The 17,163-nt window shown below is 42.1% G+C and carries 19 protein-coding genes; 8 read left to right on the forward strand and 11 right to left on the reverse strand.

Annotation, left to right across the window (positions count from 1 at the left end; translation table 11 throughout):
* Nucleotides 1-6: 6 nt before the first annotated feature.
* The 8 genes from G496_RS0104100 to G496_RS0104135 form a co-directional block, all read right to left on the reverse strand.
* Complete coding sequence (locus G496_RS0104100; protein WP_027178163.1) at nucleotides 7-489, reverse strand: bifunctional nuclease family protein; 483 nt, start codon at nucleotides 487-489, stop codon at nucleotides 7-9.
* Nucleotides 483-1,859, reverse strand: a complete 1,377-nt coding sequence (gene miaB / locus G496_RS0104105) for a tRNA (N6-isopentenyl adenosine(37)-C2)-methylthiotransferase MiaB (RefSeq protein ID WP_027178164.1) — start codon at nucleotides 1,857-1,859, stop codon at nucleotides 483-485. Before miaB ends, G496_RS0104100 begins: the two co-directional genes overlap by 7 nt.
* 103 nt (nucleotides 1,860-1,962) lie before the next feature.
* Nucleotides 1,963-2,433, reverse strand: a complete 471-nt coding sequence (locus tag G496_RS0104110; RefSeq protein ID WP_027178165.1) for a Cif family virulence factor — start codon at nucleotides 2,431-2,433, stop codon at nucleotides 1,963-1,965.
* Between the two features lie 15 nt (nucleotides 2,434-2,448).
* Nucleotides 2,449-3,057: an adenylyl-sulfate kinase gene (locus tag G496_RS0104115; RefSeq protein ID WP_027178166.1), complete on the reverse strand. Its 609-nt coding sequence runs from the start codon at nucleotides 3,055-3,057 to the stop codon at nucleotides 2,449-2,451.
* The gene (locus G496_RS0104120; RefSeq protein ID WP_027178167.1) at nucleotides 3,029-4,114 is read right to left on the reverse strand and encodes a phosphotransferase family protein; all 1,086 of its coding nucleotides are present in this window, start codon (nucleotides 4,112-4,114) and stop codon (nucleotides 3,029-3,031) included. The genes G496_RS0104115 and G496_RS0104120 overlap by 29 nt, the downstream gene beginning before the upstream one ends.
* A 91-nt stretch (nucleotides 4,115-4,205) precedes the next feature.
* Nucleotides 4,206-5,141, reverse strand: coding sequence for a carbohydrate kinase family protein (locus G496_RS0104125; RefSeq protein WP_027178168.1), 936 nt, complete (start codon nucleotides 5,139-5,141; stop codon nucleotides 4,206-4,208).
* 102 nt (nucleotides 5,142-5,243) lie between these two features.
* The gene (gene cutA / locus G496_RS0104130; RefSeq protein WP_027178169.1) at nucleotides 5,244-5,558 is read right to left on the reverse strand and encodes a divalent-cation tolerance protein CutA; all 315 of its coding nucleotides are present in this window, start codon (nucleotides 5,556-5,558) and stop codon (nucleotides 5,244-5,246) included.
* An 8-nt stretch (nucleotides 5,559-5,566) separates the two neighbouring features.
* Nucleotides 5,567-5,854: a cytochrome c family protein gene (locus G496_RS0104135; RefSeq protein WP_034632303.1), complete on the reverse strand. Its 288-nt coding sequence runs from the start codon at nucleotides 5,852-5,854 to the stop codon at nucleotides 5,567-5,569.
* A 145-nt stretch (nucleotides 5,855-5,999) separates the two neighbouring features.
* Here G496_RS0104135 and nth point away from each other — a divergent pair, with 145 nt between their 5' ends.
* Genes nth through G496_RS0104150 form a run of 3 tightly spaced genes read left to right on the forward strand, consistent with a single transcriptional unit; the run spans nucleotide 6,000 to nucleotide 8,432 of the window.
* Nucleotides 6,000-6,647: an endonuclease III gene (gene nth / locus G496_RS0104140; RefSeq protein ID WP_027178171.1), complete on the forward strand. Its 648-nt coding sequence runs from the start codon at nucleotides 6,000-6,002 to the stop codon at nucleotides 6,645-6,647.
* Between the two features lies 1 nt (nucleotide 6,648).
* Nucleotides 6,649-7,779, forward strand: a complete 1,131-nt coding sequence (tgt, locus tag G496_RS0104145; RefSeq protein ID WP_027178172.1) for a tRNA guanosine(34) transglycosylase Tgt — start codon at nucleotides 6,649-6,651, stop codon at nucleotides 7,777-7,779.
* 41 nt (nucleotides 7,780-7,820) lie between these two features.
* On the forward strand, nucleotides 7,821-8,432 hold the full coding sequence (locus G496_RS0104150) for a YdcF family protein (RefSeq protein ID WP_245577861.1): 612 nt from the start codon (nucleotides 7,821-7,823) through the stop codon (nucleotides 8,430-8,432).
* A gap of 11 nt (nucleotides 8,433-8,443) precedes the next feature.
* Here the strand turns inward: G496_RS0104150 and G496_RS0104155 are convergent, their stop codons facing one another.
* The 3 genes from G496_RS0104155 to G496_RS0104165 all read right to left on the reverse strand — a co-directional run bounded on the left by G496_RS0104155 (nucleotide 8,444) and on the right by G496_RS0104165 (nucleotide 14,070).
* Complete coding sequence (locus G496_RS0104155) at nucleotides 8,444-9,793, reverse strand: YhjD/YihY/BrkB family envelope integrity protein (protein WP_034632306.1); 1,350 nt, start codon at nucleotides 9,791-9,793, stop codon at nucleotides 8,444-8,446.
* An 80-nt stretch (nucleotides 9,794-9,873) separates the two neighbouring features.
* A complete protein-coding gene (locus tag G496_RS0104160; protein ID WP_027178175.1) occupies nucleotides 9,874-13,101 on the reverse strand; it encodes an AsmA family protein in 3,228 nt (1,075 codons plus the stop codon).
* 117 nt (nucleotides 13,102-13,218) lie between these two features.
* On the reverse strand, nucleotides 13,219-14,070 hold the full coding sequence (locus tag G496_RS0104165) for a damage-control phosphatase ARMT1 family protein (RefSeq protein WP_027178176.1): 852 nt from the start codon (nucleotides 14,068-14,070) through the stop codon (nucleotides 13,219-13,221).
* Nucleotides 14,071-14,306: 236 nt separating this feature from the next.
* Between G496_RS0104165 and G496_RS18785 the strand changes: the two genes are divergently transcribed.
* The 5 genes from G496_RS18785 (at nucleotide 14,307) to G496_RS0104190 (ending at nucleotide 17,136) form a co-directional block, all read left to right on the forward strand.
* Nucleotides 14,307-14,609 (forward strand): hypothetical protein, encoded by a 303-nt coding sequence (locus G496_RS18785; protein ID WP_051294821.1) that lies wholly within the window; start codon nucleotides 14,307-14,309, stop codon nucleotides 14,607-14,609.
* Nucleotides 14,610-14,757: 148 nt separating this feature from the next.
* Entirely contained in the window at nucleotides 14,758-15,618 is an 861-nt protein-coding gene (locus tag G496_RS0104175; protein WP_027178177.1) for a P-loop NTPase, read from the forward strand.
* The gene (locus tag G496_RS0104180) at nucleotides 15,618-16,475 is read left to right on the forward strand and encodes an ATP-binding protein (protein WP_027178178.1); all 858 of its coding nucleotides are present in this window, start codon (nucleotides 15,618-15,620) and stop codon (nucleotides 16,473-16,475) included. Before G496_RS0104175 ends, G496_RS0104180 begins: the two co-directional genes overlap by 1 nt.
* Nucleotides 16,476-16,487: 12 nt before the next feature.
* On the forward strand, nucleotides 16,488-16,859 hold the full coding sequence (locus G496_RS0104185) for a CGGC domain-containing protein (protein ID WP_027178179.1): 372 nt from the start codon (nucleotides 16,488-16,490) through the stop codon (nucleotides 16,857-16,859).
* A gap of 34 nt (nucleotides 16,860-16,893) precedes the next feature.
* Nucleotides 16,894-17,136: an FmdB family zinc ribbon protein gene (locus G496_RS0104190; RefSeq protein WP_027178180.1), complete on the forward strand. Its 243-nt coding sequence runs from the start codon at nucleotides 16,894-16,896 to the stop codon at nucleotides 17,134-17,136.
* Nucleotides 17,137-17,163 lie beyond the last annotated feature (27 nt).

The following is a 17,163-nucleotide window of genomic DNA, read 5'->3' on the forward strand; positions in this document are numbered from 1 at the left end:
AAAAACCTACATTTTATATTTAAAATCGTCCGGAGAAAGATTTTCAAATTCTTCGGACCAGTCATCACTTTTAGCAGCAGATTCGTCCTCAGGGTCATGCGTTCCAGCCTGTTCAAGGACTTCAGGTGAAACAAGCACAGGAGCCCCTGATCTCAAAGCAACTGCAACCGCATCAGAGGGACGCGAATCAAGTCGTTTAATCGTCTCTTTATGAGAAATCAGAATTTCTGAATAAAAAGTGCCTTGGTCAACTTTTAAAATCTCAACAGAAACAACCTCTCCATCCAGCATATGGATAGAATCGAGCAGAAGGTCATGGGTCATGGGTCTCGGGAATTCAACTTCATTAAGGACAAGTGAAATAGACATGGCTTCCATAGCTCCTATCCATATAGGTAGCATAATTCCTGATTTATCATCCTTTAGTACAAGGATCGGAGATTCGGAATCTTTATCTACTGCCAGTCCGTACACCTGCATTTCTACCATGGATTTCCAACCTTCTTCCCGAAAAGGGAATGATTCTTGGCCTCGGTAATAAGCACCTTAAGCAGTTTTCCTCCAAGAGAATCATCATCTGTGATTCCTGAAAGAGGAACATTCACAACTCTTCCCCATGGATCTTTGCCGCGCCAGTGGATATCTCCTTCCCCCTGCTTGCGGCTGGGACGCTCAAGAAGAATTTCAGTCTCACGGCCGACACATCTTTCTAGAGATTCTCTAGTAATATGGTTTTGCCTTTCCTGCAAGCGGGTAAGCCGTTTTTGTGCAATATCGTCACTTACTTTAGGTTTAAATTTTACCGCTGCAACACCGGGTCGATCTGAATATTTAAAAGAAAAACTGCTTTCAAAACGAACTTTTTCAAGCATTTCCATCGTATCTTCAAAATCCTCATCAGTTTCACCGGGGAAACCGACAATGATGTCTGTACTTAAAGAAATTTCGGGACACGCAGCTTTAAGCCCGTCGACAATTTCAAGATATCTCTTACGGTCGTATTTACGCCCCATCCTTTTAAGTACGGAATCTGATCCGGACTGCATGGGCAGATGCAGCTGAGGACAAAGATTAGGAAGCTCGCCAAAAGCGGTGATAACTTCAGGAGCAATATCTTTAGGATGTGAGGTGGTGAATCTGATTCTTTCAAGACCGGCTATTGCTGAGATTTTATAAAGAAGATCAGCAAAGCTCACCCCTGTCCCGCCGCTGTCCATACCAAAGCTGTTTACGTTCTGACCAAGCAGAGTAATTTCACGCACACCGGATTCTACAAGGTTTCGGCATTCTTCAATTACCTGTTCGGGATCTCTGGATTTCTGACGTCCGCGAGTATAGGGAACTATGCAGTAGGTGCAGAAATTATCGCAGCCCTGCATTATATTTACAAAGGCCTGCCCGGTGATTGTTCCGATTCCCGGAGGGACAAGGTCCTGATACGGGCTGGAATCTACTTTCTCACGTTCAGGATAATCCGTAAGAAAATCATTAAAGATTAATTTTTTGTTATGGTCCTCGGCCAGCTCTTCCAAAGCCTGTGGAGCTTTGGCAATGCCGTCACTGCCGAAAACGAGTCTGACAAAAGGAAATTTTTCAAAAAAACCATCTCCTATCTGCTGGGCGACGCAGCCACCGACAGCAACAAAAGACCCCGGTTTGGTGCAATAACCGCCAAGCCTTCCAAGGACACTGTAAACCTTTTGTTCAGGCTTCTCCCTGACACTGCATGTATTGACAACAAAGACTTCGGCTTCGGATTCTTCCACAGCTTCCCATCCCCGGCTTTCCATAGCTCTTATAAGCCAGTCGGAATCGTGGACATTCATCTGACAACCAAATGTGATTACATTAAATTTCATGTGGCGGACATAACTCATTCGTAAATTGTGGTAAAGCAAATCAATACCGTCATGGTTGGATTTAAAAGGATCTAAAAGACTATTTTACAGCAGCTAAAGCAGCTTAACTTTCAGGACGTCCGTAATCTTCTTTCAAAATTTTCAACTTCCCGGAAATTCTAACAATGATAAAATGTGGCCAGGCAATAGCTTTTTTGTCCTGTGTTCTATAACACCAGCGAACTCTAGCCTCAACTTGATTGTCCACATTTTTAATATAAGTAATTCTAAATAAATTTAATTTAAAACCATCATCCTGAAGTTTGCTTATGGTATCAGGTAAATTATTACAAAATTCTTTATAACTCATACTCGAATTGGAACTTAAAAAAAACTGATGCAGATTTGAATCTTCTGTATATAATTTTTTTATTCCTTTAAGATCTCTTGCATTATAAGCATCTTTATAATCATATAATAAATTATAGACCTGTTCTTCAGTCTGATCTTTAGTCTGATCATTTGAATCACTGAAAGCTGATGCAGGATACACAGTCAGAGCAATTAAAATTATCAGAAAAGCATAAAATTTCATAAGCAGCCTCCAGATTCAGCATAGTCCGTTTATGTTACGCCATTTTTTCAAGCACTCATCAACATTATGCATAACATGGTCTGCATTAATACTATCTGTCAACACAATACATTCAGCAGCAGAATTTTTTTCAAAAGAAACATCAACCCCTATAACATCACCAAGTCCCTTAAACTGCCTGCCGGTCCTCTGTCTTTCGAGAGCTTTTTCATAAAGTCCGGCCATAACCAGCCCGGCCTCTCTTCCTGCTTCACGTTTCATGGCCATATCAACAGGACATTCCAAATAGACTTCCGCAAAATTTCTTATTTTCTTTCTTGCGTAATCACGCCATTTGCGGAGGTATGCAGAGCCATCCATTATAACGCACTGACCACTCTCAACCAGTTTAGCAGCGTCTTCGACAAAAAGTTTATAAGCAAGCTCCCTCTCTTCCGGAGTGTACTTTGGTTGAGCTATATATTTTTTGCGACGTTCATCCATGGAAAGGTAAAAAACCTCCAGACCGTCATTCTTCAATTTCTCAACAAGCTTCAAAGCCACGGTACTTTTCCCGCATCCCGGAAGCCCTGTTATCCATGCCGCCCACTTACGGTCAGCGCATATACTTTTCGATTCCGGCATAATCAAACACCTCATCTTCCAAAACGTTCACAACCAGATTAAGGAGAGCTTTTCTTACTTCGGCAGGATGATCCGGGTACCAGACAGGAGAGGCTATAACCAGCCCCCGGAAAACGATAAAGGGAGCCATAACTTCAAGAGCCTCCATGTCACCTGTGCGGCAGAAATATTCTTCCATGAAAGCCAGATATATTTTTTTAAAGTCAGGCGACAGTTCACTTTCACCGTAAAGACCAAACAAAAGGTAATTAACAGCCATTGTGCAGACATCCCCGGCAGCTTCACCCCATTCCCCGCGACTGCGATCAAGAACACTGAAGCCATTTTTGCCACCTATGAGGACATTCCAGGGATGAAAATCTCCATGCACAGCGCAAAGCCTGTGAGAATAATACTTCATCAACTTCCAGCGCCAGTCTATGAGTCTTTTTTCAAGCCGCTTAAAATCACTGCATGAAAAAAAATCCCAGTCATCAGGAAACGCTTCATCCACAATACCCATAATGCATTCACTGCTGCCGAGAAGCTCCCTTATCCTTCTTTTATATAAATGGGGGTCATCTTTTTTTTCACTGTGGACTTCTGCCAGCCAGCCCGCCATCTCTTTTGCTGTTTCAAGATCTTTATCCGTAATTCCGGATTTCATGATACGGTCAAGATCATGAAAATAGTCGTACCCTTCAAGCTTTTCATTCATTATAAAAAACTCTTCAGGTGAATTCATTGGCACCATCCGGCCTGCACGGTTGATATACCCAAGACCGACGGGTTTAACATGGCGTTTCATTCTAGCGGATGTTTCGTATTGAAAAAGAAGGACAGAGGCCCTGTCCCAATAGAATTGATGGCCGAAATTATCGCCTTTCATTACAGAAAGCACGGCTTCATTTTTCTGCCCGTTTATTTCATAAACAACAAGAAGAGGCTTTCCGTATCCGAAACTTTTCATCCCCTGCTTATCAAGTGAACCTATTTCACCATAATCAACAAGTTTTGTTCCGGAACCGAAAGCCTCTTTCAGATATTCTTCAAGACGTTCAGGATTAATTTCGATCATTATATCCTCCGGCATAACCATGTTTTGGTTTAGTTCCGGGGAATAACGATCATCGGATAAATCTACCCGAGATAATCGCAGGTATTTTTTCCTATTTTATTTCCCCGAAATTTTCCTTGTAGCGGGCCCAGAACTGATCTTCTGTGTAACTGTGTTCCTGTGTTCCAAGCTGCTCAACACAATAAACAGATGAAATTGCGCCGATATAGGCTGAATTTACAACTGATTTGCCCATAACCAGACCTTTAATGAGGCCTGCTCTGAAGGCATCACCGGCTCCGGTAGGGTCTTTAACTTCAGCAGCTTTGGCAGCCGGAACTTTTGTTTCACCGTTCTTATCTACCACAACACAACCGTGTTCGCCCAGTGTTGTTATAATATATTCGCAGTAATCAAGCAGCTCATCACGACTTTTACCTGTAGACTTCATTATCATCTCAAGTTCGTAGTCGTTAGTTACAAGAATCTTGCAGCCTTCAAGCATAGCAATCATCTCGTCACCGCTTAAAGCAGGAATATTCTGGCCGGGGTCAATTATGAAAGGAATTTTCTTCTCACGGTAAACATCAGGGAGATTCTTCATGTCATCAAGGTTACCGGGGGAAACTATCGCAAGAACGTTGCGGGGGTCCATGTGGGCAAAATTATATTCGCAGGCATACTTCATCGCTCCGGGGTTGAATCCGGTTATCTGGTTATCAGCATTGTCTGTTGTAATGTATGCTCCTGCAGTAAACTCATCATCCACAATTCTGATTCCGTTAAGCGGGATATCATGTCCCGTAAGCCATGATTCATAACCTTCAAAATCTTTACCGGCTGTTGCAAGAATAACAGGACGCTCACCAAGAAGAGCTACACTGTAACCGATATTTCCGGCTGTTCCTCCAAATCTTTCATCCAGTCCGTCAACCAGAAAGCAGACATTAAGGATGTGAATTTTCTCAGGAAGTATATGGTCGGCAAAACTACCGGGGAAGCTCATAATCCTGTCATAGGCCAAAGAACCGGAAACAAGAATCTGCATAGATTAACTCCTTTATTATATCATATCGAATATTACAGCATTGAAGCCATTTTTACGGGACACTATGCATTCTGCACGCTTCATGTCAACAACATGAACTGACTACTGTGTTTCCCTGCCTACCCACTCAAGGAAATCACTGTTGCCTCCACTGATATCAAATGCAACAATACAGGGGCATTCATAACTGTGAATCTCTTTAACCGCAGCGGTGAGTTTTGGAACCAGTTCTTTTTTTGTTTTGGCAACCATGAGAACTTCATTTTCATTTCTAAGCTCTCCATCCCAGAAAAACATTGATTCTATAGAAGGTACCATATTGACGCAGGCAACAAGTCTCTGCTTCATCAACTCGGCACCTATGCTGCGGGCTTCTGCAATATCAGGTGCTGTTATATATATTATGCTGATATCCATGGCTGTACCTAATTACAGAAAGAACTTCCTTCAGGCTTGGCATTTGAAAGAGTTTTGCTGACTTCTGCAATTTCTGCGGCATTAAGGTCTGCGCCCATTTCAACCATGCGCTTAACATTTTGCGTCCAGCCGGCGAGATCCTTTTTACCAAGTTCACGACAGATTCTTTTCAGAGAATGACAACCGCTGCATTTGCTGGAAACAAGATTGCTGTCTGCTCCTGAGACAGCTGAAATTCCGAAAGTAAAAACGATAAGTAACAACGGCAGAATAATAACGGGAACAACTTTTTTCATACTTAATCTCCTTGAATTTATAATTCTAAAAACACATATATTGTATTGCCGCTAAAAATTAAACCGTTTAATGAAGTAAAACTCAAACTTGTAAGGGATAAACATTAATGATAGCGCAAAGCCGAAACTTAGTGCGGAGTTGATCATGGCAAAGAAAAAAGTTCTTGAACGGGCTGAAATAATATATGACCGGCTGATCCGTAGATACCCGGACCCGCAGTCTGAGCTGACATGGAAAACAGAATGGGAGCTCCTTGTCGCAACAATTTTATCAGCCCAGTGTACTGATGTTCGAGTCAACAAAGTTACGCCGGAATTGTTCAAACGCTGGCCCGGTCCTGAAGAACTGGCCCTGGCAGATGTAACTGAAATTGAAAAAGTGATCCGCACTACCGGAATCTATCACAACAAGGCAAAAAATCTTTCTGCCACAGCAAAGATGGTTACTCATGAATATTCAGGGAAACTTCCCCGGAATATGAAAGAAATGACCAAACTTCCGGGTGTTGCCAGAAAAACGGCAAACATAGTTTTATCAAATGCAATGGGAATCCATGAGGGAATTGCGGTAGATACCCACGTCAAAAGACTTTCAAACCGCATGGGGCTTACTGAAAGCAGTAATCCGGCTGTAATTGAAAAAGATCTTATGCCGCTTTTTAAACGTGAAAACTGGGGTAATGCAAATCATATAATGGTATTGTTCGGACGTGAAGTATGTTCCGCCCGTAAACCAATGTGCGAAGACTGCCCTTTAAATGATATCTGCCCCCGCATAGGGGTTGGGAAATAATATGACAGAAAACAAACCAGGACATTTTAAAATACACGCAACGGACGGCAATGCCCGTCGCGGAACTCTGACCACAGCCCATGGAACAATTGAGACTCCGGTCTACATGCCTGTAGGCACTCAAGGCAGTGTTAAGGCTGTCAGCCCCCGTGATTTGAGAGACATCGGTTCTCAGATTATTTTAGGCAATACCTATCACCTGTATTTAAGACCCGGAGACGAACTCATCGCCCGGCGTGGCGGACTGCATAAATTTTCCACATGGGACCGCCCCATACTCACTGACAGTGGCGGTTTTCAGGTCTTCAGCCTTGAATCAATACGCAAAATTTCTGAACAGGGAGTTGAATTCCGTTCATACATAGATGGCTCAAAACACTTTTTTTCACCTGAAAAAGTAATTTCCATCCAGAAGAATATCGGTTCCGACATCATGATGGTCCTTGATGAATGTGTCGGCTACGGTAATGACCGTGAATACACTGACCGCTCACTTGAAATGACCACCAGATGGGCCAGAAGATGCCGCGAAGCATACCCGGTAGGCTCAGGTGACCAGCTCATGTTCGGAATTGTTCAGGGAGGATTCCACAAGGACCTCCGTGAAAAAAGTCTTGAACAACTGGCGGAGATTCCATTCGAAGGGTACGCAATCGGCGGATTAAGCGTTGGCGAACCTATCCCGGATATGTATGACATTCTGCGCCACATAGCTCCCAAGCTGCCTCAGGATAAACCGCGTTATCTCATGGGGGTCGGAACCCCGCTTGATATTCTGGAAGGCATTGCAGACGGTGTCGATATGTTTGATTGTGTTCTGCCCACCAGAAATGCCCGCAACGGAACTCTTTTTACCAGTATGGGCAAGGTCAACATTAAACGCGCCGAATACAGGGAAGATGATTCTCCACTTGATCCCAACTGCGATTGTTACACCTGCAGGACTTTCAGCAAAGCTTATCTTCGTCATCTCTATACGGCAAAAGAGCTGCTGTCCTACCAGCTTAACTCCATACATAATTTAAGATTCTTCCTTAAACTTACGGAGCAGGCCCGTGCAGCGATTGAAACCGGAACCCTTGCCGATCTTATTAAAAGATACCAGTCTGTTTACCCTGTTCCTACAAGATGAAAAAAATAATTAAAGCAATAATGACATTTACCGGGGGCCTGATGATTATCGGGTCCCTTGCTTTTTTTATTTATATGTATTTTGCAGCGGAGATTCTTACTACGCATGACAGGCTGGAAAAAAGTGATGCCATAGTTGTTCTGGGTGGAAGTTTCTATAGACCTTTTTATGCCGCAGACCTTTATAAAAAAGGATTTGCTCCACAGATATATTGCAGCAGACCTTATGTCCCGGACGAAGTCAGACTGCTAAGATCAAAAGGTATAAAAAGAAAATATCAATGGGAAATTTTAAGGGAAATCCTTATAAAAAAGGGAGTCCCTGAAAACAGCATCATTTTTTTCGGAACAGCCAATGTCAGCACGGCAGATGAGGCTGAACAATTGAGGACACTGCTCGACAAATCCGGGATTAAACACGGTTTAAAGCTTATCGTGGTGACATCACCACTGCATACCTTTAGAGCAGGTCTGATATTCAGAGCAACTTTTCCTGAATCAACAATCATCATGGCTGGGGAACCATATGATAAACCGCCCAGTAAATGGTGGACAGATTTCAGATCGGCCCGTTTTGTGGTGCTTGAAACAGCTAAACTGTTTTTCTACACATTTGGAGGAAGCTTCAAAAGCTCTTCGATCTCCTTCAGATAATAGGATTTAAACTATGAGATAGGCCCCAGAGTCTCTTCCATAAGTTTTCCGCAATCTTTCAGGGTAAGATCTTTACCACTGCCCATTATGGCAGTTTTGATATCTTTGATAATACCGTTCACAAAATCCATTTCAGGTGATTTTATATTAGCGGCCACGCCTCCTCCGTATGAGGACAGAGAACCAAGAAGATAAGTTACCGTGATTCTTTCCGGAGTGACGGCAAAAGCATAGACATTGTTCTCAAGATCATTCCCTGAAACAAGAATTCCCTCATCCACCAGCATCTCAAAAAGCGTAGTGATAAAACTCACAGGGATACCCATCTTTTCCGAAAGCTCTTCAACTGAGTACGGAGGTTCAGCCTTCTCAAAGCGTCTGCTCATAACGGACAAAGCTAAAAGAGAAAATTTCTGTAAATCCTCAATACTTGAGGCGGATACAAGACGGCTTTGCCTGAAAGTCACAACATTTTGAACCCCATAGGCAATTTCAGCTCCAAGAAGAACAATGATCCAGCTTATATATAACCAGAGCAGAAAAAGAGGGAGCTGGGCAAAACTTCCATAGATAGCATTATATTTGCTGACACCAATCTGCCAGTTTATATAGGCCCACTGGGCTGTCTGCCAGATGGTTCCAGCGACTATACCGCCGATAAGAGCTGCCGATATCCTGACTTTGGTATTCGGCATAAAAGCATAAATAAAAGTGAAAGCTATCCAGATGGTCAGAAACGGAGCCAGATATATCAAACCTGATTCCAGAACACTCATTCCATAAATAGTCTCAATTTTGCTGACTACGACCTGCTGCTTCACCGTTACTGAAATACTGGTAGCTAAAATAACAGCCACCGGGCAGATAAGTGTAACCGAGAAAAAATCAGTAAATTTTCTCCAGAATGTTCTGCCCTTTTTTACCTTCCAGATAAGATTGAAAGCCTTTTCAATGGCCCCGACTGTGGATAAGACGGTGAAAAGCAGAGTTCCCATACCTATCCAGCCGAGAGTTTTTACATTCGTATTGTTGATATACTCTAAAATTCGAAGAACAACCTCTTCTCTGCCTGCGCTTATTTTAAGGAGGATGTCATGAATAAATTGCGAGTCCTGAGCTCCCATACCCTTTGCAATGGAAAATGCTACTGCGAGGAAAGGAACAATTGAGAGCATGGTGGTAAAAGTGAGAGCAGATGCCCGGATCATGCATTGATCATTTAAAAATCCATGCAGAACAAGATAGCCTATACGAAGGATTTTATTAATGATCCTAACGAGAAAAAAATCCTCAGACTGGCTGGAATCCCACAAATCTTTATGAAAATATTCTTTGAATTTCACAGATAAAGATGAACCCACGGCAAAGCACCTCTCACTCTTATTTATTAACTAAGCAAATACATTCTGAGGTCTAAGTATGCAAGCAATCCGTGTTATTTTTAAAAAAGAGCATCCTTCAAAAAGTTGAACGACCGTCCCGGAAGTCCTAAAATATCTTCAAATACATTGTCCCAGCGCATCAGCCCTTTGACTTCCACATGAGGCTTGCTCAGCTTTCCTGTAATATCGACATCTACCCCTGAAATAGCTGAAACAATAGTATTCAGAAGCTTAAGGTATAAATCCGGGATACTTAATACATCAACCTTAAGCCTTACTGAAATATTATCATCAGGGATATTAAAACCACCCTTTGCAGTGGCTGTAATAAATCTTGTTTTTAACAGGAAATCACGAATACTGAATCGGCCTTCATCAACGCCTTCAATTGTACCTCTAGCCAGTGAAAATTTGGTCGACTTGATTTTATTCTCGGATTTTTCATCGGCAGATTTTAATTTGTAAGCACCATCCTTGATATTAAAGACCAAATTACCATTGAGGGTATCTACAAAATCTCTATTAGCAGAAGAACGGCCTGTTAGATCAATCTTAGCATTAGTCAATCCTTGAACATAATCACGCCCGACAAATTCTTTGAAAAAAGGCCCTGCCTGAAATTTTTGCCCGATAAGATTCAGAGCTACACCCACGACCCCTTTTTTAAGTCCTATAGAAAGTTTTCCGCCAAGATCGCCTTCATGAAATTTAGATTTAATATCTGAGATTGAAATCAGGGCATCCTTCATACTTACATGGGCTGTTATATCTTCCGCTGAAATGTCAAATATACTAAAAGCTTCACAGGAAACATATCCGTCTGCCCTGATAGAACTTAAAAATTTATCAGGAAACTTCCATTCAGGTATTTTTTCAGAAGCTGTGGAATTTTGTGCTGCGGCCCCAGAGTCAGCTTCCTCATCAGGCGGCATGAACCGATCAACATTCACATTGTCCGCGGTGAGCTTAAAGCTGAAATCAGGCTTGGTATAATCTTTAAAATCAACCAGACCGAAGGCTGTAGAATTATCAAGAGTGAAACGATCTATATCCAGATGAAGGGCTTTGCCGTTCAGCTTGAACGCTGAATGAACTTCAACGGAATCAAAAGCATCATCACTTTGAGTTTCCGGTTTATCTATTTCAAATAACTCATAAATATTACGACATGGAACTTTTGCTATGGTAATTTTACCGTCAGCTTTAAGTTCATTATCAAAATCTGATAAAACAGAATCTATGCCGACAGAAACTCCATTGCTGCTTAAAACAGTATTACGGAGTTTAATTTTTTTATTTTCTGAAGAATATCCGAGCAGTCCTTGGATAGTTACCGGCTTTTTAAGAACTGGAATGCCTTCCCCGGAAGCTGAAACTTTAAAATCAGCATCATTAAAATCCATAAGAAAATTATTTTTACGATAGGCATAATAAACATCACCCTTGAAAAAACCGGACAAATCTACATGTGGTTCATCACCTGCCAGTTTGAAATCAACACTCAGATTTTTTCCCTTAAAGCCGCTCCTAGTTTTATTTTTTGCCAGACCCTTAATAGAAGAAATGACTTCAGCCTGCTTTATCGAAATATTTTTATACTCGTTAGGCGCAACCTCATCCGAGAGCAGAATACGAACATTCTTAAAAACAGATTTCACGCTTGAACGAAAATTTTTACTTAATTCGGAGATTGTCTTCCCATTTGAAGTAAGACTGACTTTTTCTGCTTCTCCTAAGCCGGACAAAAATTTAACTTCACTCTCATCTTTATTGAGGCTCGTTAATGAAAAAGGTGAAATGCTACCATGCCCTTCAAGAATCATCTGATCTGATTTTTCACTTTCCATCATCAATTTTGAATTCATGGAAAACAGTCCATCATAAAACTTTCCGGAGCCGACACGGACATCAAGCACAACAGGTCCGGGAGAGACTTTGATTGCAACCTTGTGCAAGTTAAAACCGCCGTCAATGATATGCCCAATGCCCAATTGTCCTTTGCACGGAATCATTCGCACATAATGAGCAATGCTGTCGTTATATATTTTTTTATTCTCAGCAGGGATGGTCGCTTCACTTTTAGCTGAACCTGAATCCGAAACGGCAAAAAACAAAGGTTTATATTTATCAACTTTTAAATAATCAGCATCAAGGTTGAATTCACACCATGGGTCTGAAAAATCCTTCAAATAAAAATGGCCGGTACAGTGTGTTTCATCAAGATTGAGATTTATATCATTAAACTGTGCACCTGATTTGGAGACATTGAATCTGCACGACAAATTTGCACTGGAAAGGACACTATCATCTACTTCAGGGAGTTTATGAGCAAAATACCTGTTAAAATAAATACGGGGATCAAATTTAGTCGATTTAAGTGTTCCTTCGATCACAGGCTGGCTATACAAACTGCGTCCTGTTCCTGAACCGGAAAGGGTTACGGCATTCCCTCGAACAACCAGACCATTGATATTCACACTTCCTTCAATCGGATCAAAGTCAAGCCTTGCTGTGGCTTGAAGAGTATTGTTACGTCCGAAAAGAACGGCACTATCAGCCTCGGCATAAATAGACGTATCTGAAAATTGGATCTTCTTTTTATCCACAGAAAAAGCAGCAAGACCTTTAAGGTGGGCCTGAGCGTTAATTCCGAATAAGACAGTCTGAAAATCTGCTGAAATATCAAAAGCTACCGGCTGATGCCTGCCAACAGGTCCTGTCCGTATATCAATACCGGATAATTCAAATTCAGTATTATGTGTGCTATCTTTATATACGCAGGTAGCATTATCCACAGTGATACCCGGTATTGAGACTGAGTTTATAAAAAATCCATCATGATCGGCATTATTTATGCCGGAAGTATTTTGTTCAGTATTTGAACTCCCTGAAAACGTAGGAAAATTAAAATTGCCGTCAGAATTTCTGGTAATATGTATTACAGGATTTTTTAGCTCAATAGTATCAAAATTAAGATCTCCTCCCAGCAATGGAAGAAGTTTGACTCCCATATTTATTTCACCAACAGAAATCTGTTCACTGGTACCGTTTTTGTCACTGAAAACCCGAACAGGGCCGCTTTTTAAACCAAGCCAAGGATAAAATCTAAGATCAAGATTTTCTTCAATAACCACCCTGCGATCAAGAGTTCTGCTTAAATAATCTTCAAGAGTTAATCTGGATGCTCCGGACTCAAGAAAATAAACACCTCCTATGATTGCACACAGGAGGAGAATATCCACGAGCAGAAATAATATCCAAAAAATTTTCTTGAGTTTAAGAGCCAATTACATCACCGGGACCTGCATAATCACAGGCACTTTTAAGGAAAGGACAATGTTATATATAATGATTCAATCCCAACGATAAGTAAAGCAGGCCAAAACAGGTCCCACCGGCAGCAGTTAATTTTCTTTGCAAAACAATGATGTTCTTATGGGATGCCCGGTGATCTCAGCAACAACAGGACATTTTACTTTGAAAGCATAGTAAACACCGGGGACTGATCCCCATAATGCTTCAAAATTCCCCTGCCCCTTACTAAGGATAACTCCGGCTTTTTCAAAGCGTTTAACAAATTCATCAGTGCAGACGGGCAGAACTGTGCCGGGAGTATCCACTCCGCTGGTTATGACTTCACATATATCCATCATACCAACAAGTTTTGCATCTTCAAAAGTTGCGTCATTTAAAATATGAGAACCTCTGACCACATAGGTGACTTCCACACCCTTCTCTTTCAATAAGCCGACCAGAATAGTATCAAGACCAATCTCACCGGCATTATCCCCGAGTATCATCAGCTTTCCTGAATTAAAAACCTTATCCAGAAATTCCTGATACAACTCCCGGTCAATTCCCTTTTCCATCTGGTCCAGCTCGTCTTCCCAATTAAAATTACCGGCAACACTGCTGTCCATGTAATTCCCCAGAATTGAAATCCCCATTGCTGCCAGAAGGACGTCGTCACTTTGCAGAACCCGTTCCCTGACTTCAGGTAAAAGCTCCAGAACTCTAGCGTTGGCTTCATCCTTGTAGTCTTTAAAAATATCAATTCCCCCGATTAGGGATGATGTTTCCCTGAAAAAACGACCAACCAGCTCCGGGGGTGAATTTGTTAAATCCGCTTCTGCAAATCCTTTGGCCCACGCCTTTAGAACTTTCTCATGGATATCAACTTCACCGGGGCATGCGGTACGGACTCCACGCAAAGTCATATTCAAAAAACATGGTAAACATTCGAGGTGGGTTTTCACAGTAAATCCTTTGCAATATTTTAAAAGACTTATTTTTAGCCCGCTATTCAAAAAAACGGGATTATTTTTAGCCTTTGCTGGTTTTATCTAATAAGTAAAAATTTAATTATTGCTTATTTTTTAGCATGTTACACTTGGAGGCACATCTTTTGCTATGTTTAATTCAAGAAATTAGCCAACCGGCATGAATACTAATGTCCGTGAAGCCTCAATAATAAAAAACGAGGAGTATAACAATGACAGGATTCAACGGTAATCAAAATAACGGCAGAGGAATGGGACCATGCGGAGCCGGAATGGCCAACCGCAGAAACGGATCCGGTATGGGACGTGGTGGCAATTCCGGAATGGGACGTTGTATGAGGCCCGGTTCCGGACGTGGAATGGGCATGGGTGCAGGTATGGGACGTGGCATGGGTATGGGCTTCCAGTCTGCCAATGCAGCAAACTATACCAACACTGAAGAAGAACAGCTGAAGAACAGAATTGCTGATCTTGAAGCAGAAATTGCCGAATTAAAAAATAATAGCAACAAATAATACAGTACAAAAATAACTGAATAGGACAGGCTGCTACAGTTTTCATCCATAAAAAATTCACGGTCGGAATTATGCCGGACATGCAGATGATTACAAGTGGCAGCCTTAAGCAATTGTAACAATAATTCACACAAGCGGGATGAATTTCATGAGGATAGCAATAGCAAGCGGCAAAGGCGGAACCGGTAAAACCACTGTCGCTGTAAATCTGGCCGCCTACCTTGACTCACAGGATATTGATACCGGATTTATCGACTGTGATGTTGAAGAACCTAATGCACATTTTTTTCTAAAGCCCGAGCTAGGACCCGCCAAAGAAGAAACTCTCCCTGTTCCTGAAATTATAACAGATAAATGCCTTGGAGAGTCCTGCAAAAAATGTATTGAGCAATGCCGTTTTAAATCGCTCATCTGGATGGTCAGCGAGGTTCTGGTATTTGCTGAACTGTGTCACGGATGCGGATTGTGCGAGCTGGCATGTCCTGCTGATGCGATAACCGAAGGAAAAAGAGTTGTCGGGACAACTTCCACAGGAAAAGCTGGCGATATAAATTTTGCCACAGCCCTTTTGAAAATAGGTGAAGCCATGTCGCCCCCTCTCATCAAGGCGGTAAAAAAGGCAGACAGCAAAAGTGAAGTGGTTATTACAGACTGCCCTCCAGGAACTTCCTGCCCGGTGATAGAAGCAATAGAAGGCTCTGATTTTGTAGTTCTTGTTACTGAACCAACTCCTTTCGGACTGCATGATCTTGATCTGGCCGTTCAGCTGCTGAAAATACTCAAATACAAATTCGGAGTTGTTATCAACCGTTCAGGCATGGGCGACAACAGTGTTGAAGAATATTTGAACAAGAACAATATTCCTCTTCTCGGATCTCTGCCTCATAGTCGCGACGCCGCCTCAACCTACTCTTCCGGTGATCTGCTCTGGGATAAAATTCCCGGATTCAAACAGGAATACGAAAAAATCTGGAATTCAATAATCAAACTCACAAGCGGAGCCGCATAATGAAACAGATAGTAGTGATAAGCGGGAAAGGCGGAACCGGTAAAACAAGCGTAGTGTCAGGGCTGGCATCGGTAGGACCCAAAAAAGTTCTTTCTGACTGCGATGTCGATGCTGCTGACCTGCATCTTATTTTGAAACCTGATGTTCTGGAAACAAACGACTTTTTCAGTGGTGAACGTCCTGAAATTTCAGCAGATAAATGCACTTCCTGTGGTCTTTGTGCTGAACACTGTCGTTTTGATGCTATTTCGGATGATTTTCAGATCATACCTGAAAAATGTGAAGGCTGCGGGGTCTGCTCTTATGTCTGCCCTGCTGATGCCGTATCAACATTACCAAGAAAATGCGGACAATGGTTTATTTCCGACACTCGATTCGGAAAGATGGTTCACGCAGCACTCGGTATAGGCGAAGAAAATTCCGGTAAGCTGGTTACCACGGTGAGAAACGCCTCTGCTGAAGTTGCAGAAAAAGAAGGAGTTGAACTGGTACTGGTAGATGGATCACCGGGTGTTGGTTGTCCGGTAATAGCATCACTGACCAATGCCGACATGGCTCTTTTAGTAGCTGAACCAACGGTAACAGCAATGCATGACCTTGAGAGGGTCCATTCATTGACTAAACATTTCAGGTTACCGTCTATGGCCATTATCAATAAATGCGGGCTTAATCCCGAACTTGAAGAGACAATTAGAAAATTCTGCACTGAAAACGATGTCACTCTGGCAGGAGAACTGCCCTACGACAGAACTTTCACCCGTGCCCAGTTGGAGAAGAAATCAATAGTTGAATATGATCCAGACGGTCTGGGTAAAAAGATCGAACAGATATGGAATTCAATTGAACTCAAACTCTAAATGGAAGGGAAAATGTCTGAAGAAAAAGTTCTGGTAATAGGTTGTACTCATACCATGGATACGGCCTGTATAGGATGTTCACGCTGTATGGTGGGATTCAACCGCAAGGCGGGAGAATTTGAGAGGTATGATGATAGTGACGAGCTCACAGCCATACTTGGATGCGGAGGATGTCCGGGTAGCTCTATTGTGCAGCGCATGGCTTTAATAAAACTCTGGAATGGACCCATGGGTGAAGTTCCGACAAAAGTACACATTGCCCCATGCATTGCCATGCACTGTCCTCACAAGGATACCCTTATTGAAAAAATTCAGGCGAAAGCCGGAGTTGAAGTTATTATTGGAACACATCCGTTTCAGCCCAAGGATATCTTTGCTGTATAGGCAGTTGCAGTTATAATTTATAAAGGATGATATGATGCCCATTTATGAATACAAATGTCTGTCATGCGGAGAATTATATGAGGAAATCACACTTGGATCGCAAAATGGTAAGTGTCCATTCTGCGGTTCAGGGGACAGAGAAAAAGTTCTTTCTCCAAGTTCAAGTCTGACTAACTCAAATAAATCTATCCCCGGAAAAGGTGATACAGCCTGTTGCGGGGGAAGCCCCGGAGCTTCAGGTTGTATTCCGGGATCATGTTGCGGAAAGAACAGGTAAAATAACGGCTGTGAATACTAATTCACA

The sequence above is a fragment of the Maridesulfovibrio bastinii DSM 16055 genome (assembly GCF_000429985.1).
GTDB classification, from domain to species: domain Bacteria; phylum Desulfobacterota; class Desulfovibrionia; order Desulfovibrionales; family Desulfovibrionaceae; genus Maridesulfovibrio; species Maridesulfovibrio bastinii.